Origin of the sequence: Candidatus Pristimantibacillus lignocellulolyticus (assembly GCA_023639215.1) — a bacterium.
Lineage (GTDB): Bacteria > Bacillota > Bacilli > Paenibacillales > Paenibacillaceae > Pristimantibacillus > Pristimantibacillus lignocellulolyticus.
Genome location: CP097899.1, coordinates 4,305,962 through 4,332,040 on the forward strand (window position 1 = coordinate 4,305,962; position 26,079 = coordinate 4,332,040).

Annotated in this window: 22 protein-coding genes and 1 pseudogene; 9 read left to right on the forward strand and 14 right to left on the reverse strand. The window is 39.2% G+C overall.

Going from position 1 to position 26,079, the window contains the following annotated elements; genetic code table 11:
* Positions 1-168: 168 nt before the first annotated feature.
* The 3 genes and pseudogenes from NAG76_18675 to NAG76_18685 all read right to left on the reverse strand — a co-directional run bounded on the left by NAG76_18675 (position 169) and on the right by NAG76_18685 (position 3,850).
* A pseudogene (locus NAG76_18675) lies at positions 169-351 on the reverse strand (tyrosine-type recombinase/integrase).
* A gap of 705 nt (positions 352-1,056) precedes the next feature.
* Positions 1,057-1,662, reverse strand: coding sequence for a copper amine oxidase N-terminal domain-containing protein (locus NAG76_18680; protein URN93833.1), 606 nt, complete (start codon positions 1,660-1,662; stop codon positions 1,057-1,059).
* Positions 1,663-1,873: 211 nt separating this feature from the next.
* Positions 1,874-3,850, reverse strand: a complete 1,977-nt coding sequence (locus NAG76_18685) for a glycoside hydrolase family 127 protein (protein ID URN93834.1) — start codon at positions 3,848-3,850, stop codon at positions 1,874-1,876.
* Positions 3,851-3,976: 126 nt separating this feature from the next.
* Between NAG76_18685 and NAG76_18690 the strand changes: the two genes are divergently transcribed.
* Complete coding sequence (locus NAG76_18690) at positions 3,977-4,846, forward strand: AraC family transcriptional regulator (protein ID URN93835.1); 870 nt, start codon at positions 3,977-3,979, stop codon at positions 4,844-4,846.
* 278 nt (positions 4,847-5,124) lie between these two features.
* On the opposite strand, the gene NAG76_18695 is transcribed toward NAG76_18690, so the two are convergent.
* The 3 genes from NAG76_18695 to crcB (NAG76_18705) form a co-directional block, all read right to left on the reverse strand.
* Positions 5,125-6,114, reverse strand: a complete 990-nt coding sequence (locus NAG76_18695; GenBank protein URN93836.1) for a glycoside hydrolase family 43 protein — start codon at positions 6,112-6,114, stop codon at positions 5,125-5,127.
* 167 nt (positions 6,115-6,281) lie between these two features.
* Complete coding sequence (crcB, locus tag NAG76_18700) at positions 6,282-6,644, reverse strand: fluoride efflux transporter CrcB (GenBank protein URN93837.1); 363 nt, start codon at positions 6,642-6,644, stop codon at positions 6,282-6,284.
* Complete coding sequence (gene crcB / locus NAG76_18705; GenBank protein ID URN93838.1) at positions 6,641-7,024, reverse strand: fluoride efflux transporter CrcB; 384 nt, start codon at positions 7,022-7,024, stop codon at positions 6,641-6,643. Before crcB (NAG76_18705) ends, crcB (NAG76_18700) begins: the two co-directional genes overlap by 4 nt.
* Positions 7,025-7,215: 191 nt before the next feature.
* Here crcB (NAG76_18705) and NAG76_18710 point away from each other — a divergent pair, with 191 nt between their 5' ends.
* A complete protein-coding gene (locus NAG76_18710; GenBank protein URN93839.1) occupies positions 7,216-7,539 on the forward strand; it encodes a hypothetical protein in 324 nt (107 codons plus the stop codon).
* Positions 7,540-7,570: 31 nt separating this feature from the next.
* A complete protein-coding gene (locus tag NAG76_18715) occupies positions 7,571-7,912 on the forward strand; it encodes a hypothetical protein (protein ID URN93840.1) in 342 nt (113 codons plus the stop codon).
* 424 nt (positions 7,913-8,336) lie between these two features.
* Here NAG76_18715 and NAG76_18720 read toward each other — a convergent pair whose 3' ends face one another.
* Together NAG76_18720 and NAG76_18725 are read right to left on the reverse strand one after the other, a co-directional pair.
* Entirely contained in the window at positions 8,337-9,134 is a 798-nt protein-coding gene (locus NAG76_18720; GenBank protein ID URN93841.1) for a hypothetical protein, read from the reverse strand.
* The gene (locus tag NAG76_18725; protein ID URN93842.1) at positions 9,127-9,825 is read right to left on the reverse strand and encodes a hypothetical protein; all 699 of its coding nucleotides are present in this window, start codon (positions 9,823-9,825) and stop codon (positions 9,127-9,129) included. The genes NAG76_18720 and NAG76_18725 overlap by 8 nt, the downstream gene beginning before the upstream one ends.
* Positions 9,826-10,047: 222 nt before the next feature.
* Here NAG76_18725 and NAG76_18730 point away from each other — a divergent pair, with 222 nt between their 5' ends.
* The 4 genes from NAG76_18730 (at position 10,048) to NAG76_18745 (ending at position 18,938) form a co-directional block, all read left to right on the forward strand.
* Positions 10,048-11,199 carry a hypothetical protein gene (locus NAG76_18730; protein URN93843.1) on the forward strand — a complete coding sequence of 384 codons (1,152 nt, stop codon included), beginning with the start codon at positions 10,048-10,050 and terminating at the stop codon, positions 11,197-11,199.
* A 411-nt stretch (positions 11,200-11,610) separates the two neighbouring features.
* Positions 11,611-12,936 carry a cytochrome ubiquinol oxidase subunit I gene (locus NAG76_18735; GenBank protein URN93844.1) on the forward strand — a complete coding sequence of 442 codons (1,326 nt, stop codon included), beginning with the start codon at positions 11,611-11,613 and terminating at the stop codon, positions 12,934-12,936.
* An 11-nt stretch (positions 12,937-12,947) separates the two neighbouring features.
* Complete coding sequence (locus NAG76_18740; GenBank protein ID URN93845.1) at positions 12,948-13,961, forward strand: cytochrome d ubiquinol oxidase subunit II; 1,014 nt, start codon at positions 12,948-12,950, stop codon at positions 13,959-13,961.
* 981 nt (positions 13,962-14,942) lie between these two features.
* Entirely contained in the window at positions 14,943-18,938 is a 3,996-nt protein-coding gene (locus NAG76_18745) for a collagen-like protein (GenBank protein URN96879.1), read from the forward strand.
* A 48-nt stretch (positions 18,939-18,986) separates the two neighbouring features.
* Here NAG76_18745 and NAG76_18750 read toward each other — a convergent pair whose 3' ends face one another.
* Together NAG76_18750 and NAG76_18755 are read right to left on the reverse strand one after the other, a co-directional pair.
* Entirely contained in the window at positions 18,987-19,187 is a 201-nt protein-coding gene (locus tag NAG76_18750) for a hypothetical protein (GenBank protein URN93846.1), read from the reverse strand.
* 78 nt (positions 19,188-19,265) lie between these two features.
* Positions 19,266-20,072 carry an AraC family transcriptional regulator gene (locus NAG76_18755; protein URN93847.1) on the reverse strand — a complete coding sequence of 269 codons (807 nt, stop codon included), beginning with the start codon at positions 20,070-20,072 and terminating at the stop codon, positions 19,266-19,268.
* A gap of 271 nt (positions 20,073-20,343) precedes the next feature.
* Between NAG76_18755 and NAG76_18760 the strand changes: the two genes are divergently transcribed.
* Positions 20,344-21,489, forward strand: a complete 1,146-nt coding sequence (locus NAG76_18760; GenBank protein URN96880.1) for an MFS transporter — start codon at positions 20,344-20,346, stop codon at positions 21,487-21,489.
* Positions 21,490-21,538: 49 nt separating this feature from the next.
* Here the strand turns inward: NAG76_18760 and NAG76_18765 are convergent, their stop codons facing one another.
* On the reverse strand, positions 21,539-22,630 hold the full coding sequence (locus NAG76_18765; GenBank protein ID URN93848.1) for a metallophosphoesterase: 1,092 nt from the start codon (positions 22,628-22,630) through the stop codon (positions 21,539-21,541).
* 108 nt (positions 22,631-22,738) lie between these two features.
* On the opposite strand from NAG76_18765, the gene NAG76_18770 reads away from it, so the two are divergent.
* Entirely contained in the window at positions 22,739-23,182 is a 444-nt protein-coding gene (locus tag NAG76_18770) for a DCC1-like thiol-disulfide oxidoreductase family protein (protein ID URN93849.1), read from the forward strand.
* Here NAG76_18770 and NAG76_18775 read toward each other — a convergent pair.
* From NAG76_18775 to NAG76_18785, 3 genes are all read right to left on the reverse strand, one after another.
* On the reverse strand, positions 23,148-24,071 hold the full coding sequence (locus NAG76_18775) for a tyrosine-type recombinase/integrase (GenBank protein URN93850.1): 924 nt from the start codon (positions 24,069-24,071) through the stop codon (positions 23,148-23,150). The two genes, NAG76_18770 and NAG76_18775, sit on opposite strands and share 35 nt — an antisense overlap.
* Positions 24,072-24,381: 310 nt before the next feature.
* Positions 24,382-24,900 carry a GrpB family protein gene (locus NAG76_18780; protein ID URN96881.1) on the reverse strand — a complete coding sequence of 173 codons (519 nt, stop codon included), beginning with the start codon at positions 24,898-24,900 and terminating at the stop codon, positions 24,382-24,384.
* Between the two features lie 110 nt (positions 24,901-25,010).
* Positions 25,011-25,916 carry an NAD(P)/FAD-dependent oxidoreductase gene (locus tag NAG76_18785; GenBank protein URN93851.1) on the reverse strand — a complete coding sequence of 302 codons (906 nt, stop codon included), beginning with the start codon at positions 25,914-25,916 and terminating at the stop codon, positions 25,011-25,013.
* Positions 25,917-26,079: the final 163 nt, after the last annotated feature.

A 26,079-nucleotide genomic window follows, 5' to 3' on the forward strand; every position in this document is an offset into this window, starting at 1 on the left:
CGACTAATATTTCCTGCACTGGTTTCATATAACACATTATTTACGTATTTCGGTCATAGTGTCTTTTGCTGATATAGTGGGTAGTGTTTCTTTCGGTCTATTAGTGAACTGTGTTCACTTTGCTGTTCTTTATCTAATGTCTGCTTATGAGAGAAACATTTTTAGCCTTTACATATCGAGTGGGCTCGTTATGTTGCGAGTATTAATGTTTGTGACGTGTGTGTACTTTTGAGTAGTACTGATATGATGGTGTCCGAGTAATTCTTGTATGAAGCGTATGTCCATTCCCCCTTCTAGTAAATGTGTTGCAAATGAATGTCGTAAGGTGTGCAGACTTACTTCTTTATTCATTTTTGTTTTTGCCAATACTTGTTCAAACACTTTCTGTACGGTTCGCTCTGTAATATGTCCTTTGTTCTGCTAACCTGGAAATAGCCAATTTGTTAACTTGTTATTCGCTTTATATTGTTCTATAGCTTGCCATGCTGTCGCAGATAATAAAGTATAACGATCTTTTCTGACTTTCAAATTTAGATATAGGGAAATGTCTTTTGTTCATAACCTTGGAAAGGGCTGCTGATGAATAGCTATTTGTTGAAGCGGTTTGTGAAGTGATGTCAGTATTGTGGTTAAACTTTAAGGTGTCTTGCTTATTTGCACTATAATTTACACTGACTTTTGAACCGAGAAATTGTTCTAGCTGAACCTTTTTTCTTGTATGTGCTCGACAGTAGGCAAAAAGATTGCATTCATCCTTTAATTGAGTCTCAACGATTATGTTTTTCTCATGAAACAGGGATACTAGTTGATTAACAGCTGAGCAGGTATACGGAATCATCCAATCTTTCTTTACTGGATCATATTTTCTTCCATGAATCTCTTTAACTCATTGAATAATTGCAACATCATATCCAAACGAAACAATTAACCACTGTTCATCTTGTTATGTTACATAAATCATTGAACATACCTCCATTATATAATAATATACAGTTATTGGAAACGACAAAAAGGGTCTCAAGCAATAGCTTGAAACCCGATTCTTTCGGCTTTATCTTATGATGTTATACTAACATAAATTCTGTTATTATCTTTGTCAAATGTTATTGTAGCTCCCAAATCGCCAACGATATCTCGAATTGGTGCATACGTAGTATTATTTTTAGAAATCACATTTTTACTTGATAATGATAAAGTAGCACTCTTCTTATCTTTTGTAAGTTTGATAACTTTTGCAGCATTATCAATTTCGAGTGTTGCTCCTATTGCCTTTACAACATCTCTAACGGGGAAATAATTACTATTATCTTTTACTAAGATATCATTATCTAATTTGACTAGTACATCATTAACATATAACTTGACCGTCGATTTTATATACTCTTCTTTTTTGACAGTAGAAGTCTTGGATGTACTTGATCCACCATTGTTTTTCTTAGTAGAACTATTGCTCGATGAGCTTGTACCACTTGAAGTTGAACTTTTTGTAGAACTGGAACCTGAATGATAATGATAGCCAGTACATAGTCCTTTGCTCTTAGATTTTGCAGAGCAATTATGTCCTCCATTCGCATCTGTTCTACCTGAGTGGGCAGCTGTTGTTGGTACCAGCAACACAATAGATAAAACAAAAACGATAACTACCTGAATACTTTTCTTCATAATGTCCTCCATAAATGTGTATTAGGCTTACTGATATGAACCTTAGCCTTATCAGGCCGTTTATGTAATTTATGATGAATTCCATCGTCCGCAACCTAGTACTATTATACATTTTTAATACAATTTTGGTAGGGAAGTTACAGAAATAAAAATACACATTCAACAATATAGAAGGATCTTCTAATATTGAATGTGTATTCTTCGTGGTATATTACTTTGCTAACTCATTCACCCATACCATCATCTCGCCCTCACCACGATTAGCCCATGTATAGTAAGGAATAAATGTTAGTGCAATTGGTGTTTCTGAAATTGTTGTATCAGCAGCATATAGCTGATCAGACCAAGAGTTAGCATCAATAGTTACTGCATTTGCTTGTATCGTATATACACCATCAGCTAGTGCATCGTTATATTTCAAAGTAAGTTCAGCATCGTTAGGTAATTTTACTTGTTGTAATAGTTTTCCATTATCAGCCTCTTCAATACAATAGACGATCGGGCCACGTTGTAGAGCAACTTTACCTGCATTTGCTTTTACTTTTGGATGACTCTTCATTCGTTTAATACTCATATCGAAATCTACTTCTACAATATCTCCTGTTGCCCACTCCCGGGTGATCTTCGCGTAACCATCTTCCGTAATATCAGTAACTTGCACAACCAATCCATTTACTTTTATCAAAGTTTTGTTGGACCAATTAGGAAGACGAATGGCCAATGTCATATTAACTAGCTCGGTAGTAGAAAGTTCATATTTCACTACTCCACTCCAAGGCAAATCAGAAACCTGCTTCACAATTACAGTTGAACCCTCGATATCCAGTTCTGTAGTGCCACCGATAAATAAGTGAGAAAACACGGTGTTACCAGTTACAGAATACATATAATCACCTAGTGATGCTAATAAACGAGCAAGGTTAGGAGGGCAACATGCACAACCAAACCATTCTTGACGTACTGGTTTCACATGATTGTAGTTCTTATTATGACCGTTACATTGGTCAGGTAAAACTTCAAGTGGGTTAACATAGAAGAAATGTTTACCATCTAATGACATACCAGATATCACTGTATTATATAGTGCACGTTCCATCACATCCGCGTATTCACTCTTTGCTTCCAATTGAAGCATACGTTGAGCAGCAAAGATTAAACCGATCGAGGCACATGTTTCAGAATAAGCAGTATCATTAGGTATATCATAATCTACGGAGAAAGCCTCTCCTGAAGCCATAGAACCAATTCCACCTGTAATATACATTTGCTTATGAACAATGTTGTTCCATAATGTACGACTTGCTTCTATTAAACTAACATCCTTTGTTTCTTTCGCAATATCAATCATCCCTGCAAGCATATATACTACTCGAACGGCGTGTCCGATAGCTACATCTTGTTCCCGCACCGGTTTGTGTGATTGGAAATATTGTGAATCAATTTGAATGCGGCCTTTATGCCAAATACTACTCCAACCACGTTTTTCAGCTTCTTCTATGAAAAAATTATTAGTTCCACGTTTGTCGATAAAGTATTTACTCAACTGAAGATATTTGTTTTCACCCGTAATACGATATAACTTCACTAAAGCAAGCTCAATCTCTTGATGTCCATCATAACCTTGAATCTGTCCTTGTCCGTCACCGAACACATTAGCAATATCGTCAGCCATTTTACACACAATATCTAGTAATCGACGTTTGCCAGTAGCTTGATAATAAGCAACACCTGCTTCAATCATATGCCCAGCAGTATATAATTCATGAGCTTCCGTTAGATTCTTCCATTTAAGTTGCGGTTCCTTAATAATGAAGTAAGTATTAAGATACCCGCTAGATTGTTGTGCTCTCTCAATAATCGTAATCATTTCATCTGCGATTGCTTCAAGCTCGCTATTAGATTCTTTAGTTAGTAAATATGCGACTGCCTCAATCCATTTTGCTACATCAGTATCTTGAAATACGAATCCGTAAAAATCACCTTCAGCTAATCCAGCTGCAATTTTAAAGTTCTGAACTGCGTGACTTGGTTCCGCACCTTCTACGCGATCATTTATCGCTTCCCATTGGTAAGGCACAACAACATCTCTGACTAATTTTATATAGGGACTCCAGAATGGGTCCGCAATATTAACTTGTTTCATTGGAATAAATTGATTTGGCTTTGACAATGGAACGGGTATCGACATAATCGCACTCTCCTATAATATTAGATTCTCACACTCTACAAATCTATTTTATGTGCTAATATGAATATATACGATACAGTATTCAAACCAATTTATTATAAAATCTCACACTACGGAGTGTGCTTTATGAAGCCAATGAACTATCTATATTTCAACGCACCGCCTCAACCTTATTATTTAGAAAGCGGATTTCAAATCCACGAGAAAGACGATACTCATCCAAACCGAACGAATTTAGGATTTTTTGATTTTATACTTGTTAGGGAAGGTACTTTGTTTATTGGGGAAGATAACGAACCATGGACATTAACAGCGGGTCAATCGCTTATTCTATTACCAAATCAATCACACTACTCTGTGAAACCTGCTGAAGACCATACATTATTTTACTGGATTCATTTTCAGACGATAGGCGCCTGGACACAAAGTGATCAGCAACATGTGAAACTTAATATTGAGGAACATCAACAATGTTTTTACCCAACACCATACACGATCCAATTACCAAAACATACAACGTTCCCCTTTCCTCAACAGGCGTATCAATTATTAGAACAAATGAACGAGGCGATTACAGAAAGAGAGTCTAGTGCTTATTGGAAAAAGCAATATGCCTTTGAACAATTGTTAAAAATGATGGATGTGAGACAGAATAATGATGATGCAACACCAATAGTAAAATTAGCTGAACAAGTTGAGAATTTTATTAGAAATCACTATCAGGAGTCAATTACGAACGAAAGGCTCGCTTTCACTTTCAATTATCATTACAACTATATAACACGAGCAATGAAGCAAATGTATGGTATGACCCCTAATGAATATGTGACGAAAGTCCGTATTGATCAAGCGAAGAGTTTGTTACTAAATACTCATTTGACAGTTTCAGCAATTGCAGAGCATGTGGGATTTGAAAACATACCCTATTTCTCCAACTGTTTCTCTAGACATGTCGGATTATCCCCTTCTCAATTTCGCAATCAATATTTTGAATAAATGAAAAACCTACCCTTTGTCAGCCTATGATTACTCAGTGAGTTATTTCCAAACTCAAGAGTAAATCACAATGACATATAAGGTAGGTTTATTAAATTTAATATGCGGTTATTATTTTACTTTATTAATTTTAATGGATCAATGTTACGAGTTTACCTACAAGAATTGATAGACTTTAGTTCATTGTAATGAGTTCATTGTAATGAGTTCATTGTAATGAGATTATTGATATAAGTTTATTGATATTAAATCAGTAAAGTTAATTCCTTTTATTATGATTATGATTGTTCTCCATAAGGGAAGATCGTTACAATTGTACCGTCCTCGTTATACTTCAGCTCAGTGAATTTAACGCTACGTTTATGGTTAACTCCTCCAGATAAGGAGCAATCGTGATAGAACAGATACCATTTACCTTTAAACTCTATAATCGAATGATGTGTCGTCCAACCAAGTACTGGCTCAAGAATTCTTCCTTTGTATTCGAAAGGTCCAGTAGGCGATTTACTAGTTGCATACACAAGGTAATGTGTTGAACCTGTGGAATAGCTTAAGTAATAAGTATCGTTATATTTATGCATCCACGGACCCTCGAAATATCTACGATCCTCATCACTTGCAAGAATAGCATTACCATTCTCGTCAACAATGCTAATTTCTTGTGGATCCGTTTTGAAAGTAAGCATGTCGTCAGACATTTCAGCTACTAACGGTCCAAGTGCTGGGCCATTTACATCTGGATCTGCTTCATTAGCAACAAATTCCCCAGACTGCCATTTTTCAAGTTGTCCACCCCATAGCCCACCATAATACATATAAGCACGATTATCTTCATCTACATATACAGCTGGATCGATAGAATAGCTTCCTGGAATGTAGTTTTCTTCGGGTTTGAACGGTCCTTCTGGTTTATCACTTGTTGCTACACCAATACGGAAAATTCCATCATGGTCACGTGCTGGATAATATAAATAATAAGTATCATTTTTGAAAGCCGCATCTGGTGCCCACATTTGAGCGCTAGCCCATGCAACATCACGAACATGAAGTGCTTCACCATGATCAATAACTGGAGCATCTACATCGTCCATGGAAAGAACATGATAATCCTCCATTTTGTACTGATCCCCATTATCGTTATCTGGACCATCATGATCTAGGTCATGAGAAGGATAAATATAAATTTTATCATTAAATACATGTGCAGAAGGATCTGCTGTGTAAATATGTGTTACAAGAGGTTCATTTTGCTTAGCTGGTTTTGTCATTGAGCTCTCTCCTTTATATATTAGTTTATCATTTAAGAAAAATGTACACGCGTTCATTATTGCTTAATATGATAGCGTTGTCAATAGTTTTTTTAATCGCTTACATTTTTCGAGCTCATTTAAAATTAATAATAAATAAAGCCTTCTGATGAATTCACATCAAAAGGCTAGAGCTTGAATAACCAATAGCCCACATATGCAGCAGCTATTCCTACGATTAAAGATGCGGTCACATAAAGAATTGCACTACCATACTTTTTTTCTTTCACAAACATGATCCACTCATAACTAAACGTGGAGAATGTAGTAAATGCTCCAAGAAATCCAACCCCGAAAAGGTACCACAACCCCTTAGGTAGTATATCTTGTTCATAACAGGAAAATAGACATCCGAGAATAAAAGATCCTACTACATTAACAAGAAAAGTAGCTCTAGGGAATTTATTAGTGTTCTTAATACTATGATTGTTACTAATGTAATACCGAGCACATGCCCCTAATGCCCCCATAGCTCCAATTGCAATAATCATAAGTTTACCTGCTTTCTCTTGAACTTATCTACAATCATTATGGCGACAATCGCGGCAACCCCACCACCTACTATACTTCCAAGCATATATAATAAAGCTGCTAAATATTGATTCTGCTCTAAATATCGTAACAAATCTAAAGAAAATGTTGAAAAAGTAGTGAATGCTCCGAGCAAACCAGTTCCGAGTAGCCATCTTATTTCTTGATTCCACCGAAAATTAACAGTTACTACACTATACAACAATGCCAATAAAAAACTACCTATAATATTAATCCATAGCGTAGGTATAGGCTGACTTGTTATCCAGTGTTCACTAATTACATATCTAATTATTGCACCAACAATTCCTCCTAGTGCAATATAACCGTATGCTTTCATTACGTTCATCTTCCTTCTAATGACTTTATAATCTTCAACCATAACTATGTATAATTTCATAATTTGCATTTTTCACAATGAACGTAGTATAACAAACTACAATTTTCATTTTAATAAATATAAGCAGACATAAGACATGCATATATTACCATATATTAAGTGAAGTGAATACACATAAGGAGTGATATTTAGTGTCCCAAGCCAATATACCAAACATAACTCCCGACATTAGTGTGACCAAACAGCAAAGTCTTCATCTTCTACTTAGTTCTGTAGCATTGAACGAACTTGCATTTTCACATCTTATCAATGCTGAAGCTGAGAAATTACAAGCCTTCGTCGCTTTTACTAATGAGGCAACTTGCTTAGAAACTCGAGATTTCATTCAAATGAACAAAGCAGTGTCGACGCTTATGGAAGATTTAACTTTGAGTCAATGGCTTAACTTGAAAAAGCTAGATCGTACAATTGCTTTGCTCTCGGAAGAGCATTTTGAAGAAAATTGCGAGGAATAAGTAACATTCCGCAAGTAAAGGAGTGAATTAAATGTCATTACCTAATATACCTAACATTGACCCCAGAATCACCCTATGTAATGAAGATGTTTTCAATTTATTGATGGCTTCAATTGCAATGAAAGGTCTTGGATTAAGTCATCTTGTTAATGCGGAGGCTGAAAAAGTACAATTTGCTTTAGGAACGTTGCACGCTTCTCATGATCCTGCTTGTTTAGACGATATTCTAAAAATTAACGATTCTGTACGAAAAACACTAACAGGAGTTATGCAAACGGAGTTAATATTGCTAATGCAATTATCAACTACTCTAGAAAGCTTTGTTGATGCGAATGAATGTGAAAATGACAATGAAGATGATTGTGTAGAATAAATTATATAGACACTCTAACTTCTTTTGAAGTGAGAGAGTCTTTTTTTATCGAAAACTCTTAATTCATTTTTAACTCTAGTTATTGTTTCTAGTAGTGGCAACTAGCATACGACAGATCTAATTTGTTAGATAACTAGTTCAATGTCGTCATAGTGTGTCCTTCTCTCTGAATCTCGCATATTATATATCATTACCGAGGATTGTGAGGGATCAATATGAGCAGAGAGATTAATGAATCTAGTAAAGAGAAAGAAGTTACTATTTCTTGTGGCTGTAGAAGAAATAGAATTAGGTCATTTGGCTGTTGTGGAGGATTGTTAGGATTCAACAATAATCGCCGAAATTGTCATCGTAGACGTCATGAGAACAGACGTCATAGACGTATTAATTCATGCTGTTAATTACATTAAAATCCCAAGAAAACCTAGTCTCTTATTAAGACTAGGTTTGATGAAGTTACAATCGGTTCTATTATCGCTAGTTTACCAATCTTACCGGATATACCGACTGATTTTAAATAGTCGGTATATTTCTTATTTCCTCTTATATGCAATTCGCCAATGGATTCAGAATGATTAGATTTATTTAGTATTATTTTATGTGAAGCAGATTCCTTAACAATTTTATTATCTAGATTTTCTAACTTTGTAATAATCCGTTTACTAGTTTGTACAACTGACTTGCTCTTATCGACTTGTTGTGGAGCATCATATGTCGCTACAAGAAAGTTATCGAAAACCAATGATTCCTTAGAAATTAGATCAATACTTGTTTCTTTAGCTCCAGTATTTGTACCTTGTTCATTTAACTTAGTTTTTCGAATGTAAGATGCACTTATTGATATTCCTTGATTCGTTTGAAGAATATGACGCCAATTATTTTGTATTCTTGATGGTTTTAATTTACTAACTATGTTTATGATGTTCCAAATTCGAGGAGCATATAATTTGATAGATTTACCGGATAAGCTCAATTCATTCGAACGATTTCGAACATATGTATTTTCAAGTTCTTCAAGTCGTGGAAATAGCTCATTAACCTTTTGATAGGTTCTCATTTGCATAAGTATGGCATCTTCAATCTTCACTCGCATATGAGGCAATTTATGTTCAATTTGTTTATCAATTTTCTCAAGTAATTCAATATTACCTTTCACTATCGTCGCGAGTTTCCAGACGACCGCTTCAGCATGTTCTATATATTCAATATCTTCTTTATTCAACTCGCTCACCTTGTTGAAACAACTTTATTGAAGAGTCAAGAAGCTTAATTTGAATCCGTTGCTTCTCATTGAGTGAATCAATAACCTTTCCTACCGTTTCTTGAAATGCTACGATATCTTGTCTTGTTGGGTGTGTAGAGAAACGACTCTCTTCTGAGAGAAATGCTTGTATATGAATGGCTTCCGCATGTAGTAATTGAGAAAGGGCTGTTTGATCATGCAATAATAACTCTAACCATTGTATATATAATGCTTTTACTCGCTCACCATAATTAAGTTCAGTAGCTTGCTCTTCAACAGAAACCTCTGAGTGTAGCCTGCTATTATTTTGCGTTTCACTGCTAGTCGTATCATCAAAAGCAGCATAGAAGATATTATCATCTATAATGTTATCTACATTGAACTCATCATTGGTTATAGCGTGAATTTGCATTTCACTATACCTATCCACGTTAGGATCATTACATATATTTTGAATTTGCTGTTGATCCATATCATCAATCATATACTCTATTTGATAGTTAAGATCAGTACTGTTTCTTATATGATCCTGATGGTCTGCTATTATTGGCTGGTGTTCCAATCCTAATGGTTCAATAATAACCTCATCATCGTGGGTGAAATTTTGTTGGTCAATACTCTCAAGTTGCTTTTTCAAATCGTCATTATTTACTTTTTCATACCATTGCAATACATACACCCCCTCACTCTTATATATGTATAGGCTCATATAAGCGGAAAATGATATTCAAAAGTCATTCCTCGTACTAATTATATGAAGAACATAAAGTAAACATGACGAGTCTAATTTGCATAAATGATTAATGACCTGTACTAATATGCTAGTCTAATGACATAACCCAAAAAATGCTAAATACAATATAATTAGATTATTTAAAGGATGTGAATGCAAATGTCTCAAGCTAACATTCCTAATATAACTCCTACTATCGATCTTACTCGCGACCAAGCCGTTAATTTACTACTCTCCTCTATTGCCATGGAAGAACTCGGATTAAGTCACATTATTAATGCCGAGGGTGAAAAGATTCAATATGTGTTAGGTACATTACCAGGTGTCACGGGACCTGGAGCTACGATTTCTGATTTACTATCTGTCAACGAAAGTGTACGGAGTACATTAAGAGAAATTACAAAGACAGAATTCGGGTTACAGAACAAGCTAGAAACGGTATTAAGTACGCCTATTGCTATTGGACCCACTGGTCCAGCAGGGCCTACCGGACCATCCGGTGGACCAGTTGGTCCAACTGGGGCTACTGGCGTCGCTGGACCAACTGGACCAACAGGTGCTACTGGAGTTCAAGGACCTCTCGGATTAACTGGAGCTACTGGGTCTACCGGAGCTACTGGAGCTGATGGTGCTGTTGGAGCTGTAGGAGCCACAGGTGCCACTGGTGCTATTGGACCAACTGGAGCAACTGGAGCTACTGGAGCTACTGGAATTACAGGTGATATTGGTGCTACAGGAGCGATTGGAGTAACGGGAGCTACAGGTGCCACTGGGCCGATTGGTGCTACAGGATCTAGTGCAATTATCCCTTTTTCTTCAGGATTACCCGTTACATTAACTACGTTAGTGGGCGGCGTGGTTGGTTTACCAGCTGTTATAGGATTTGGTAGTTCTGCTGAGCTTGCGACGGCATTAGGTGCAACAATTGATTTAACAGGAGCAGGCGGCACGCTTCTTAATTTTGGTTGGTCTATCCCTAGAAATGGTACGATAACTGATATTAATGCTTTCTTTAGTGTAACGGCAGGTGTAAGTCTAGGCGTAGGAACGATTGCTATTCAGGCCCAATTATATGAATCGACTGCTCCGAATAATACGTTCACCCCATTAGTAGGAACTACAGTAGTATTAGCTCCATCATTAGGTCCAATTATTTCAATTGGTAATATTGCAACAGGCAGTGCAACTGGTCTGTCCATTCCTGTTGTAAAAGGAACACGCCTATTACTTGTATTTAGCGCTAATCCAAGTGGTATTACGTTAGCTCAAACATTGGGCGGATATGCTAGCGCAGGTATTGCTATAAGTTAAACAGTTGTTTAAACATAAAGAAGAAGATGGGAGAACTTATCTCCTATCTTCTTCTTTTGCTATTAAGCGAAAGTTCGACTTGCGAAAGCCTGCTATTTGAACAAGTGCATTTAATTATCGATGACACACATAAAATTTCTAACAATTGGAACATTAACAATATACCAACAAGTAACTAATTTCAGCATGCTAAGGAGTCAAAATGAAAAACTCAATGTGGTCTCAAGAGAACAGAAATAAGAATATTCGGAATCAAGAGAAAAAATTGATAATGGTATGCTTCATCGTTGCAGGCATTATGACATTTGCCTTGTTACGCAAATGGTTATAACTATCGCTTTCGAAGTGACGATATGTTTATAAAAAGCAGTATAAGAAAGCTAACAAAAAGTTTTAGGGGAGAAAAACAATATGAACTATGATCCAGTAGTACTTAGCAGAATGTTAACATCATTAACTTTAGGGTTTCATATTATCTTCGCAACAATCGGTGTTGGTGTTCCATTATTTATTGGACTAGCTGAATGGATTGGTATACGCAAAAACGATTTTGAATACATACTTATGGCACGGCGCTGGGCAAGAGGTTATGTCATTACAGTTGCTGTAGGTGTCGTGACAGGAACTGCTATCGGCTTACAGTTAAGCTTATTATGGCCAAGTTTTATGCAAGTAGCGGGTCAATCGATCGCTCTTCCTCTGTTCATGGAAACGTTCGCGTTCTTCTTTGAAGCGATTTTTCTAGGTATTTACTTGTACACATGGGATCGATTCAAGAATAAGACTACGCATCTCTGGCTTCTAATACCAGTAGTTCTTGGTTCATCGGCTTCTGCTTTGTTTATTACGATTGTTAATTCATTTATGAATTATCCTGTAGGTTTTACATATTTGGATGGTCAAATTATCGGTATTAATCCATATAAAGCAATGCTTAGTCCAGCAATGCCCTCAAAGGTTGCACATGTCATATCATCAGCATATTTGACATCAGCTTTAATACTAGCTGCTATTGCTGCACTTTCCTATTTGAAAGGACAAAAACATAGATATCATCGTAAAGCATTAAAGTTAACGATGATATGTTCATTTGTATTTATGCTGTCTACAGCTCTAATTGGAGATATTTCAGGTAAATATCTTGCTGTCTATCAGCCGGAAAAATTAGCTGCTACCGAATGGCATTTCGAAACGACAACACAAGCTCCACTTGTATTCGGGGGTACATTAGACGAAAATCATAATGTTAAAAATGCTCTAGTCATCCCTTACGGATTAAGTATTCTTGGCTTTAATAACCCCAATGCCGAGGTTATCGGATTAGATCAATTCCCTGAAGAAGATTGGGCTCCCTTATGGATTCATTATCTATTCGATATGAAAATGGGTTATGTTGCCCTTCTAACTTTGATAACAACTTTCTTCATTGTTCAGTTAGTAAGAAAAAAAGGAAATATCTACAGTAAATGGTTGTTGTGGTGTGTAGTGATTTCTGCACCCATAGCCATGCTTACAATAGAACATGGGTGGATTTTTTCAGAAGTTGGTCGTCAACCTTGGATACTACGTGGAATTATGAGAACAGCAACAGGAGCAACACAATCGGATCATGTGGATCTTATGCTACTATTGTTCTTTCTGCTGTATCTTGTTCTTGGTATTGCATCAACTAGAGTACTTGTCAAAATGTTTCGTAATAATAAGGCAGAAGATGAACTCGCCTTATATGAAAATTAGAGGGTGATAATATGAGCTATGAAGTACTTGGTATCACTGTCCTTTGGACATTTCTTTTTGGATATCTGATTATTGCGTCCATCGATTTTGGAGCTGGATTCTTCATCTATTACAGTACGATCTCTGGAACAAGACATTTGATCCATAACATAATAGATCGTTATCTCTCCCCCGTCTGGGAAATAACTAATGTTTTCTTTGTTTTTTTCTTTGTTGGAATTGTAGGATTTTTTCCAGATACTGCCTTCTATCTAGGAACTGCCCTACTAATCCCAGGAAGTATTGGAATTGTGCTACTAGCCATTCGCGGAGCATACTACGCATTTAATCATTATGGTACGACAACTAAATCATGGTACACATTGCTTTATGGTGCAAGCGGACTATTTATTCCGGCTGCCCTATCAACAGTACTGACTATTTCAGAAGGTGGCTACATAGAGGTTAACACGAGCGGACAAGTTATTTTACTTACAAAAAAGCTTTTCACTAGCTCTTATTCGTGGAGTGTAGTCATATTGGCATTAGTTAGTGTGTTATACATATCTGCAATGTTTCTCACCTATTATGCGGACAAAGCGAAAGATATAGATGCTTATCGAGTAGTACGGAATTATGGTTTAGTTTGGAGTATTCCTACCATACTAAGTAGCTTGTTTGTTTTCTTTGCTATTTACAATCATAATCGTGAGCATTTCGATAAAATGTTAGATATCGCTTGGGTGTTTGTACTTTCACTGATCTGTTTTGTCATTGCAGTTACTCTTGTTTGGAGAAACAAGCACCTCGGATGGTCGTTTATCTTTGTGATGTTACAGTATGGCTTTGCGTTTTATGGATATGGAGCAGCACATTTACCATATGTGTTATACCCTTATGTCTCAATCTATGAGAACTTCACTAATGAGAATATGGCTATGGCATTAGTTGGAGTATTTATTCTAGGGCTCATATTACTTATTCCATCGCTGTACTTAGTTATGAGACTATTCCTATTTAATACTTCTTATGTTAAAGGAGAATGAGCGTAATGGATATTCACGATTTTATTATTTTCGTTCTACCTCTAGTTGTTGTCGTAGTAGCAGTAATATTTCTAATTGTATGGGGAGCGATCGGTAATACGAATGAGAAGTAACTTACCTATACCAAGTTCTAGACTACTGTCACGATAATTTGGGCCATTTTCATCACACCCCAAACAATATAGTCATAGGATACCTATAATTATATTGTTTGACAGGTGGTGAATTGATGTGGCAGATGGAGATTACCCAATAACCCCTCCGTTTTCTATTTCAAGGGAAGATGCAATCAGTGCGGTAATTGCATCAATTGCGCTTGAAGAAGTCGGATTAAGTCATATATTAAATGCCGAAGGCGAAAAAATTCAGTATGCACTTGGAACAATTCCTGGTCAAACTCCAATATATTCTACGATTGAGGAAATTCTAGAAGTAAATGAAAGTGTCAGACAAACAATAAGAACTGTCACAGAAGCGAATAAAATTTATCAAATAAAACTGGCTACAGTACTTGGTCAACCGATACCTTATGGCCCAACGGGACCTACTGGACCAACAGGTCCACCCGGCGGTGGGCCGACTGGCGCGACTGGAGCTACCGGTGAACAAGGTCCAACTGGTGCTACTGGTGTTCAAGGAGTAACTGGACCTACTGGCGCTACTGGTATCCAAGGAGAAACCGGACAGACTGGTGCTACTGGCGTTCAAGGAGAAACTGGGCTTACTGGTGCTACCGGGAACCAAGGAGAAACTGGGCCGACTGGCAATACTGGGATCCAAGGTCTAACAGGATCTACTGGCGCTACTGGTGAGCAAGGTCCAATAGGTGCTACTGGTATTCAAGGAAATACTGGGCCAACTGGTGCGACTGGAGTTCAAGGAGAAACAGGTCCAACTGGCACTACGGGCGTTCAAGGAAATACTGGTGCTACCGGCGCCACTGGCATTCAAGGAGTAACTGGATCTACTGGGGCCACTGGCATTCAAGGAGTAACAGGTTCGACTGGCGCTACTGGTGAGCAAGGACCTACTGGACCTACCGGGGCTACTGGTGCTACCGGACTTCAAGGACCTACTGGATCTATCGGTGCAACTGGTATTCAAGGACCTACTGGGCCGACTGGCAATACTGGGATTCAAGGTCTAACAGGAGCTACCGGCGCTACTGGTGTTCAAGGAGAAACTGGTGCAACCGGCGCTACTGGCGTTCAAGGAGATACTGGGCCTACTGGCGCTACCGGTATTCAAGGAAATACTGGACCTACTGGCGCTACCGGTGCTACTGGCGTTCAAGGAGAAACTGGGCTTACTGGTGCTACTGGAGTTCAAGGAGAAACTGGACCTACCGGGGCTACTGGTGTTCAAGGACCTACTGGGCCGACTGGCGATACCGGCGTGCAAGGTTCAACTGGGGCTACTGGGATTCAAGGAAATACTGGGCCAACTGGAGCCACTGGCGAGCAAGGACCAACTGGATCTACTGGGGCTACCGGAGTTCAAGGAGAAACTGGTGCTACCGGGGCCACTGGTGCTCAAGGAGTAACTGGAACTACCGGGGCTACTGGGATCCAAGGACCAACTGGAACTACCGGCGCTACTGGCATTCAAGGAGTAACTGGATCTACTGGGGCAACTGGCATTCAAGGAGTAACAGGAGCTACCGGGGCTACTGGTGAGCAAGGACCAACTGGAACTACCGGCGCTACTGGTGTTCAAGGAGAAACTGGTGCTACCGGGGCTACCGGACTTCAAGGACCTACTGGAGCTACCGGCGCTACTGGTATTCAAGGAAATACTGGGCCGACTGGTATTACTGGCGTTCAAGGTGTTACTGGTGCTACCGGCGCCACTGGGATTCAAGGAGAAACTGGTGCTACCGGCGCTACTGGTATCCAAGGAGAAACTGGTGCTACGGGGGCTACCGGACTTCAAGGACCTACTGGACCTACCGGCGCTACTGGTATTCAAGGAAATACTGGGGCAACTGGCGCTAGTGGGATCCAAGGACCAACTGGACCTACCGGCGCCACTGGCATTCAAGGAGTAACTGGACCTACCGGCGCCACTGGGATCCAAGGCGAAACTGGGCCTACTGGGGCCACTGGTGTTCAAGGACCAACCGGACAGACTGGCGCTACTGGCGTTCAAGGACCAACTGGACCTACCGGCGCCACTGGCATTCAAGGAGAAACTGGGCCTACTGGGGCTACTGGAGCTCAAGGATCAACTGGATCCACGGGGGCTACTGGGATCCAAGGCGAAACTGGTGCTACTGGTGCTACTGGCATTCAAGGAAATACTGGACCTACCGGCGCTACTGGTACTCAAGGAATCCAAGGCATCACTGGACCCACTGGCGCTACTGGGATCCAAGGCGAAACTGGACCTACCGGCGCCACTGGCATTCAAGGAAATACTGGAGCTCAAGGATCAACTGGACTTACTGGGGCGACTGGGATCCAAGGAGAAACTGGACTTACTGGGGCGACTGGGATCCAAGGGGAAACTGGTGTTACCGGTGCCACTGGTTTTCAAGGACCTACAGGAGATACCGGTGCTACTGGCGTTCAAGGAGAAACTGGTGCTACCGGGGCTACTGGTGTTCAAGGACCAACTGGACCTACCGGCGCCACTGGCGTTCAAGGAAATACTGGACCTACTGGGATCCAAGGACCAACTGGCATTCAAGGAGTAACTGGATCTACTGGGGCCACTGGCGAGCAAGGTCCAACTGGGGCTACTGGTGCTACCGGTGTTCAAGGAGAAACTGGTGCTACCGGGGCCACTGGTGTTCAAGGACCAACCGGACAGACTGGCGCTACTGGTGCTACTGGTGCTACTGGCGTTCAAGGTCCAACTGGGCCGACTGGGGCTACTGGAATTCAAGGTATCACTGGTACTACTGGCGCTACTGGCGTTCAAGGAGTAACCGGACCTACTGGGGAAGGATCAACTGGACTTACTGGGGCTACCGGAGTTCAAGGAGAAACTGGTGCTACCGGGGCCACTGGTATTCAAGGACCTACTGGAGCTACCGGGGCCACTGGTGCTCAAGGAGTAACTGGGCCGACTGGGGCCACTGGTGCTCAAGGAGTAACTGGGCCGACTGGGGCCACTGGTGCTCAAGGAGTAACTGGGCCGACTGGGGCCACTGGTTTTCAAGGACCTACAGGAGATACCGGCGCTACTGGAATTCAAGGTATCACTGGTACTACTGGCGCTACTGGCGTTCAAGGAGTAACCGGACCTACTGGGGAAGGATCAACTGGACTTACTGGGGCTACCGGAGTTCAAGGAGAAACTGGTGCTACCGGGGCCACTGGTATTCAAGGACCTACTGGACCTACCGGGGCCACTGGTGCTCAAGGAGTAACTGGACCTACCGGGGCCACTGGGATCCAAGGAGAAACTGGGCCGACTGGGGCCACTGGTGTTCAAGGACCTACAGGAGATACCGGCGCTACTGGTGCTACTGGCGTTCAAGGTCCAACTGGGCAAACTGGGGCTACCGGTGCCACTGGTATTCAAGGAGTAACTGGACCTACCGGCGCCACTGGGATCCAAGGAGAAACTGGGCCGACTGGGGCCACTGGTGTTCAAGGACCAACCGGACAGACTGGCGCTACTGGCGTTCAAGGACCTACAGGAGATACAGGCGCTACTGGAATTCAAGGAGAAACTGGATCTACTGGAATCCAAGGAGTAACAGGTTCGACTGGCGCTACTGGTGCTACTGGCGTTCAAGGTCCAACTGGGCCAATTGGGGCTACTGGAATTCAAGGTATCACTGGTACTACTGGCGCTACTGGCGTTCAAGGAGTAACCGGACCTACTGGGGCTACCGGTGCCACTGGTATTCAAGGAAATACTGGACCTACTGGGGCTACTGGGATCCAAGGAGAAACTGGGCCAACTGGCGCGACCGGACCTACAGGCGCTACTGGAACCCAAGGAATTCAAGGCATCACCGGACCCACCGGTGCAACCGGAACTCAAGGGATCCAAGGCATCACCGGACCCACCGGTGCAACCGGAACTCAAGGAATCCAAGGCATCACCGGACCCACCGGTGCAACCGGAACTCAAGGGATCCAAGGCATCACCGGACCCACCGGTGCAACCGGAACTCAAGGAATCCAAGGCATCACCGGACCTACAGGCGCAACGGGTACTCAAGGAATCCAAGGTATCACTGGGCCTACCGGCGCAACTGGTACTCAAGGGATCCAAGGCATCACTGGACCAACTGGCGCTACTGGTACTCAAGGGATCCAAGGCATCACTGGACCTACAGGTGCAACCGGAACTCAAGGAATCCAAGGCATCACCGGACCTACAGGCGCAACCGGTACACAAGGGATTCAAGGCATCACCGGACCTACAGGCGCTACTGGAACTCAAGGAATCCAAGGCATCACTGGACCTACAGGCGCTACTGGCGCTACTGGAGATCAAGGAGCTACAGGAGCAACGGGTGCGACCGGACCCAATATCATGAGTACTGGAATATCAGTGAACCGTGCAGCTACAAATATTAGTGCTGGGGCACAAATTGGAAACTGGTTATCAGCAAATCCTTACTATACTTCTGCTGATTTTAATACAACGACCGGAGTTTATACTGTTCCTGTTTCTGGACGATATCAGATTAGTGTCGCGATTCCATATGCAACAACGGTCGCGATCGGTGTTCAATTAGGTGCAGGTAATACTCCAGCAATTGTATTAAGAAGAATTTCACCAACTACAACGGATCTTGCACGAAGTCCATTCCCTATTTTAGATGTAAACATTCTACTTTTATTAACGCTGCGAGTTTTACTTGCATCAGGTAGTGTTAATATTTATACAGAAGTCATACTATCCGCTGGAGATCAAATTGCAGTGTTCTACGATAATTCAGGGATTACTATTACTCTTAATTTGGGTGCAGGATCTCCAGTAGGGCAAATATTTACGATTCATCGAATCACTTAAACTAAACAAGGGTAGATCGGAAGTATTATCCTCTGATCTACCCTTGCATCATTTGGATTGCATCCATAGTAGTGACGCAACCATTGGTACAATAACGATAATAATAATTCCAATAACTATAGAAAGGAAAAACGTCAGCCTCTTCTTCTCGCTCATTTTCTTAGGCGACTTAATATGACAGGTCGGACATATTTCAATTGATTCAGAAATTACCGAACCACATGATTTACAAGTCATTGTTGCATTCATAAAATACCCACCTTATTTTCATATCTATTATCTCTTACACTATTATATTAAAATCCATAAATTATCACATACATAGTTCTACAGATTAATTCGTTCTTTCCATTCTCGTTTTCTAAATTGACTAGGTGATTCTCCCATAATACGCTTAAACAATATAGTAAAGTAATTAGTATTCTCATAACCAAGTAGTTGGGCAATTTCGGACACCTTCATGGTAGTCTGAACTAGCAGTTGCTTTGCCTCACCCATTCTTCGATTCAAAATGTAATTTATCGGTGAGTCGTTGTATTTACTGCGAAACACATGCGACAAATAATAGGCGTTCATATGAAATGCATTGGCAATATCATTTAATGAAATGTGACGTAAGTAGTTTAAGTCCAAATAGTCTTTAATTCTAATCGCCAAAGATTCAGAATCTCTCTCTAGTCTCTTAGTAGATAGCTCTAACTCAGACAATCTTCTCACCCATATCATTAACGTCATTAACAAATATTCTGAAGCTTCTTGAAAATCTTCTCTTTGCTGTTGCGATTCCTCATAAATCAGTGAAAACAGTGATTCGATCGTATCTCTATTCTGTTTTGTTTTTATAATTGGTCTGTTCTCAAGTGGTATTAACAAGGAGCGATCAGGATGTGAAATTCCACAGTAGTAAGTTTCAAGTGGTTTCGTTGTTGACGAATATTCCTCATGAATAATCCCTTGATTATATACAAGTAGATCTCCCTCTTGAACAGCATATCGTTCCCCACTAATTGTAACTACACCTTCCCCTTTCACTACGAAAATAATTTCGCTCCAATTCGGGTGATGATGACTTGGAAAACTCCAATTTGTTCTTTCAATTATTCTACCAATATACAATAATTTTTCATTCGTCATTATACGCATTCTTTCTATTTACCATATTTTCAACAAATAAACCCAACTATTAGTATACATAAAGTTATAGTAAATTTCATCTTCAAAAAGCAAGATATATCATTTAATTTGAAAGGAAGCCAAGATGTTGCATTGAAATAGATCATAGAAAATTTTATGATAAATTAGCTTTATATATAGAGAAAATAGATTGGATAGGAGTTTTACAACTATGAGCAACACTACTGCAGCGGTGGTTACTAGTGGAATTGGAATTAAAAAGAAAGAGAAAATGCCTATTTCATTAATGTGGTTAGCCATTGGAGCATTCGCCATTGGAATGACAGAGTTTCTAGTTATGGGTCTACTACCTAATGTTGCTAATGATTTGAATGTATCGATTCCGCAAGCTGGTCAAATCATTACAAGCTATGCACTCGGCGTTGCCTTCGGCGCACCATTATTGACTGTCCTTACCCATTCGATCGCTAAGAAAAAATTATTAGTATTTCTTATGCTTATTTTCATTCTTGGGAATGGTTTATCGATGATTTCACCAAACTATACATTGCTAATTATGGCTCGGGTAATGACCGCTTTAGCACATGGTACATTTTTAGGGGCCGGTACATTAATTGCGACTCATCTTGTTGCTCCTCACAAAAAAGGTAGTGCTGTAGCTTTAGTTCTGGCCGGACTCACCATCGCAAATATTGTAGGTGTTCCTTTCGGAACATTTATCGGGCAACAATTTGGTTGGAGAGCTTCTTTCGGAGTAATTACCATTTTAGGAATTATTGCATTATTAGGAATAGCAAAGTTTATCCCAACGATTAAAGAAAATCAGCATGCAAGTATTATGCAAGAAATTAATGCTGTTATGAAACCACAGGTATTAATAACATTAATGGCAGGATTATTTGGATGTGCTAGTTTGTTCGCATTGTTCACATACATCTCTCCAATTTTGCAACAGATTAGTGGTTTCCAAGAGAATAGTGTAACTTGGATCTTAGTAATATTCGGTGTATCGGTAACTATAGGTAATTTAATTGGCGGCAAACTTGCTGATTGGAAAATGCTCCCATACCTTATTATTAATTATGCAATACTTAGTATCGTACTTGCCTCTCTTTCCGTTACATTACAAAATCCTATATTAGCGATTATTACATTGTTTATATGGGGTGCAGCTGCATTTAGTATTATGCCCGGAATTCAACTTCGAACGATGACACTTGCGAGTGAAGCACCCATGTTAGTCGCTACCTCGAATCATTCGTTCTTGAATTTAGGTAATGCAATTGGAGCTTATCTTGGTGGTGTTGTTATAACTATCAATGGTCTTGGCGGTTTACCTTGGTTAGCTTCTGGACTTTCCTTTATTGGTTTTACACTAGTATTCATCATTTATAAGACAGATAAGAAAACTGCATAAATACAAATAAGCCGGTAAAATAGGAGCCCCCTACTCTACCGGCTTTTAATTATTCAAAATCTACATTGATAACTACAATTTCGGATTGGCTTCCTAGTCTAATAGGTGGACCCCAAAATCCATATCCTGATGAAACGATCGAATGAAGTTGACCTTTTTGCAAGTATCCATAATCATTTTCGAAAAGTCGATTCGTAATTAGATTACCTGGAGCAATTTGACCTTTATGTGTATGACCTGATACTAACAAATCAATTCCTGCAGCTTCAGCTTGAGCAAATTCGTACGGCTGGTGATCCAACATGAAAATAGGCTTACTTTGATCCAATGCTGCTACTAGTTCCTTTGTAGCCAAACGATCACTTTCTGTCTTATCTTTTCTTCCCACGATATAAATTTCATCATTTAATAGGAATACTTCATCATATAACATTTCAATATCAGCTGTCTCAATCGCTTCAATAAGGTTGTCCATTTGACCACGATATTTATCATGATTTCCTAATGAACCGAATACCCCGTATTTGCTTTCCAGACCAGACAATATATTAAAGATCCCTTTCTTCTCCACAATCTCTAGATCATCATCAATGATATCTCCAGGAAAAAGAATAAGATCTGCATCAAGCTTATTAACTTCTTCAACTAAACGCTTAGCATGCTTTATTCCAGATAAGTATCCAAAGTGAGTATCAGAAAGCATAACAATTTTCAAATTTTCACTACTAGATTTTTGTATTGCTATATTATATTCGGTTACTTTTGGTGTATAGGCAAGATAACTACCATACATTAACGTTCCTAATACAATAACAAGTACAAGTGTTGTAGCAACCACTCTTGTACGATTACGGTCAACCTTAGTGAATTTCAAAATTAGCATAACAATATGCACAACTGGCAATGTAAGTAACAATAATCCGAAAATAGCTAACCAATAATTGCCAATAACACTAAAGAACGTTGAGCCATTACCTAATCTTACAATAATAAATGAAGTCGATAATACGATAAGTACAATACTGTAGCAAGCTACAAACCAACGGCTACCTTTCAATCCAAAACCTCGGTAACCACTCCATCCAACGTAAAACACCAATAAACCATATAAAAGAAGTGTAATAATTAATCCGATAATCAATTCGTCTGTCTCCTTTTCTAACTAGCAACATTGTGATATACTTCACATACAATACATAGTAAGGTAATTCTTCGTAATAAGACTAAATGTGAAAGGAGTGCAGCTATGATGACAACAGAAATCCCCCACACGTTTAATCCAAACGGTCGCTCTACAAGCCCATCATTAATAGTGCTTTATGATGGCCAATGTTCATTCTGTAATGGTGCAACGCAATGGATTATTACTCGTGATCGGAAAGCTAAATTGTCCTTTGCTGCAATTGAAGGCGAACTAGGACAACGCCTCATTCAACAATTTAACATACCTTCTAGCCTCGACAGTCTTATCTGTATTGACAAGGATAAAGCATACTTATACTCTTCCGGCGCCATTCGTATAACGAAATATTTAGATGGTGCATGGAAACTAATTTATCTTCTAACAATCATTCCAACATTTATTCGTAATCCTGTATATCGTTGGTTCGCCAATAATCGCTATCGATGGTTTGGTAAACAACAAGCTTGCTTACTTCCTACACCGGAGATACGTCGACGATTTCTAGATTAGGTATGTTCGGAATTTGTATAGAGGAAATCGCTTGTTTCTTATCATCATCTTGAATATGTGTATAGATCATCGTAGTCTCGATCGATGTATGCCCCATCAACTCTTTTACGATTCGAATATCAACTTGGTTTCGTAACATTAATGTAGCAAACGAATGTCGAAGTTTATGACATGATAGTTTTAAATGTCGTAACTCATTATGATCTTCTTTCATTGCTTGAAACATCATCGACATTATTTTTTGAATTTGCCTAATCGATAATCGACGCCCTTTCTGTGACACGAAAAAGGCGTCTTCTTTTTGTTTATACGGAGTTAGTCTTTGTTCCATAATATGCTGCATATATGTATTCACTTCTGCTGATAGAGGGATCTCATTCCATTTCCGCCCTTTTCCAAGAACAGTAATCGAACCTTTCTCACCATGATAATGAGAGAGGTTCAGACGATGAACCTCCCCTACTCGCAAACCAGAATACGCCATTAATAAAAATATTGCGATATTCCGCTCTTTATATTTTCCATCAATATAACTCATCGTGTTTTGTAGTTGATCTTGTTCCAAGTATACAGGCAATACATTTTTTTCTGTCTTGGATTTTTTTACATCTATCGCAGGATTTCCTTGCATCATCTCAAAATCATTCATTGCTTTGAAAAAACTTCTTAATGCTGCAAGAGTGCGATTTCGAGTTGCTTCTGACACATGCTCCTTATGTTGAACGAGATAACTTACGACCGTCAGCTTTTTAATTTTCTCTAGAGGAAGCTGTTCAATATAATCTAGAAATGAAGATGCTTCACGCTCATATTCTCTCTTCGTCGCAAGAGTATATCCTGATTGCTTCATCCACAACTTGAATGCCATTATATATTCATCATGTTCCATTATTTTATCGTCTCCACTCATGTTGTAATCTAGTAGTCGATTATACCAATATTTGAAAGTTTTAATCATCAAAAATGACGCATACTTACTCGACTATCGCTATTAAAGTCGCTCTAAATCGAAAGTGCGCAAAATATGTGTTTTGCGCACTTATTGTAGCACATTATGACGCCTTTCTCTATCCAAACATTACCAGATTGAGTGTGTCACTCTAAGTTTGCTAGATTAGAGAAAAAGCCAGATATACTCATATTATTCATGAGTATATCTGGCTTAACGCTTTTATAATTCAATTGTTTAAACCTTTACATTATTTCTTTGGTTTTTCGAAGTACCAAGTAAATGCTAGTTTCTCCATTTCTGTCACAAATGCTTTTTTCGCTGGACTGTACCCACTCGTATTCTCAAACTGTCGAGCTAGTTCTTCTTTAAAGTGACTGTATCTGGCGACTTCCTCTGGGTGGACACGGAGATAGTCTCGAAATACTAAATGTCTTTCGATTTGAGGATTATCGAATTGATAAAAGTGAATATGATGGGTTCGATTATCTCCGCCTTTACGAAATAATCTTCTTCCTGGAATACCCCATTCTCCAGCAACATCGTACCCTAACGCATTCATTTTCTCATTCCATGTATCTACTTCCTGAATTTCATTAACCATACACATCATATCAATTACAGGTTTAGCTAACATGCCAGGAACAGACGTACTGCCGAAATGTTCAAACTGAGTAATTTTATTTCCAAAAATTACTTTAAGATTATTAACCTCATCTTGAAACAGTTGAACCCATGTATCGCTAAAGGGAGTAAGACGAACCTTAATGATAACCACTCCTTTGTAATCAAATATCAATATTTATAGTTCTTCATTGAGAAAAGAATTCCTGCCCCAATCTTGTTGGATTCTATTTTCTGCAGGGTTACGAAGTAAGGTTAAAATCGCTCCAACGTCAAATCAGCATTTACGGAGAACGCAGCTTTGCTACCATCTGCAGCAGAAATTAGTAATGATGAAGGTCCAGACTTTTCAGTTTCCCCCGCAATATAAATATTTGTGATTGTAGTTCTTCCTGCACCATCTGTTACAACCATCCCATTCTCTTGCATTTCACAACCAAGTTTCTCAGCAAATTGATTTGGTCGATAAAAAGTTGGAACAACAAACCCAGCTGTACATTCAAATGTTTCACCAGTTGCAAATTCAATTTTTTCAAGAATACCGTCATTACCTATTAATGATTTTATCTGATCCGATTTTATATTGATATTACGTGCATGTAACTGTTGAACTGCTTCTTCAGAAAGTAAGACTCCATTAGTAATTACAGTGAGTTCCTTTGACCAGTTATATACTAACTTAGCCATATGCAATACATGTTCTTCTTTCTCTGCTATCACAATTAAAGGCTTATCCCGTAGTTCCCAGCCATCACAGTATGGGCAACTAAAAAGACTCTTCCCATAAAAATCTCTTACACTTGGAGCCGGAAATTCCTCTTGAATACCAGTCGCTAATATAACCTTTTCGGTATGGAACTCCTTATCATCTGCTGTTTTCACAATATATCTCTCATGCTCATTATCTTTGATGATCTCTGTAATTGTTGCATTCAGTTTTGTTATCGATGGATATTTCTCCAGTTCAGTAAAACCTAACTCCTTAAACTCTTGTGGTTTAATCCCATCACGAGTTAGAAAACCATGAGACTCCTGTGTCACTCTATTTCTATTTGTTCCATCATCAAATATTGCAATTTCTCTTCGTGCTCTTCCTAATGTAAGACCTGCACTTAATCCAGCTGGTCCTGCTCCTACAATGATACAATCGAAAACTTTCATATCTCTTCCCCCTTTACACTATAATTAATCTGAATAATCATAGATATTATGTATCTACTATATATGTAATATAATTATTAGTCAACCCATCCTCCATCCAGTTGAAAGCATAATAGTAAGAAACAACAAAAAAGAGCCTATTACTAGGCTCTTTTCGCACTAT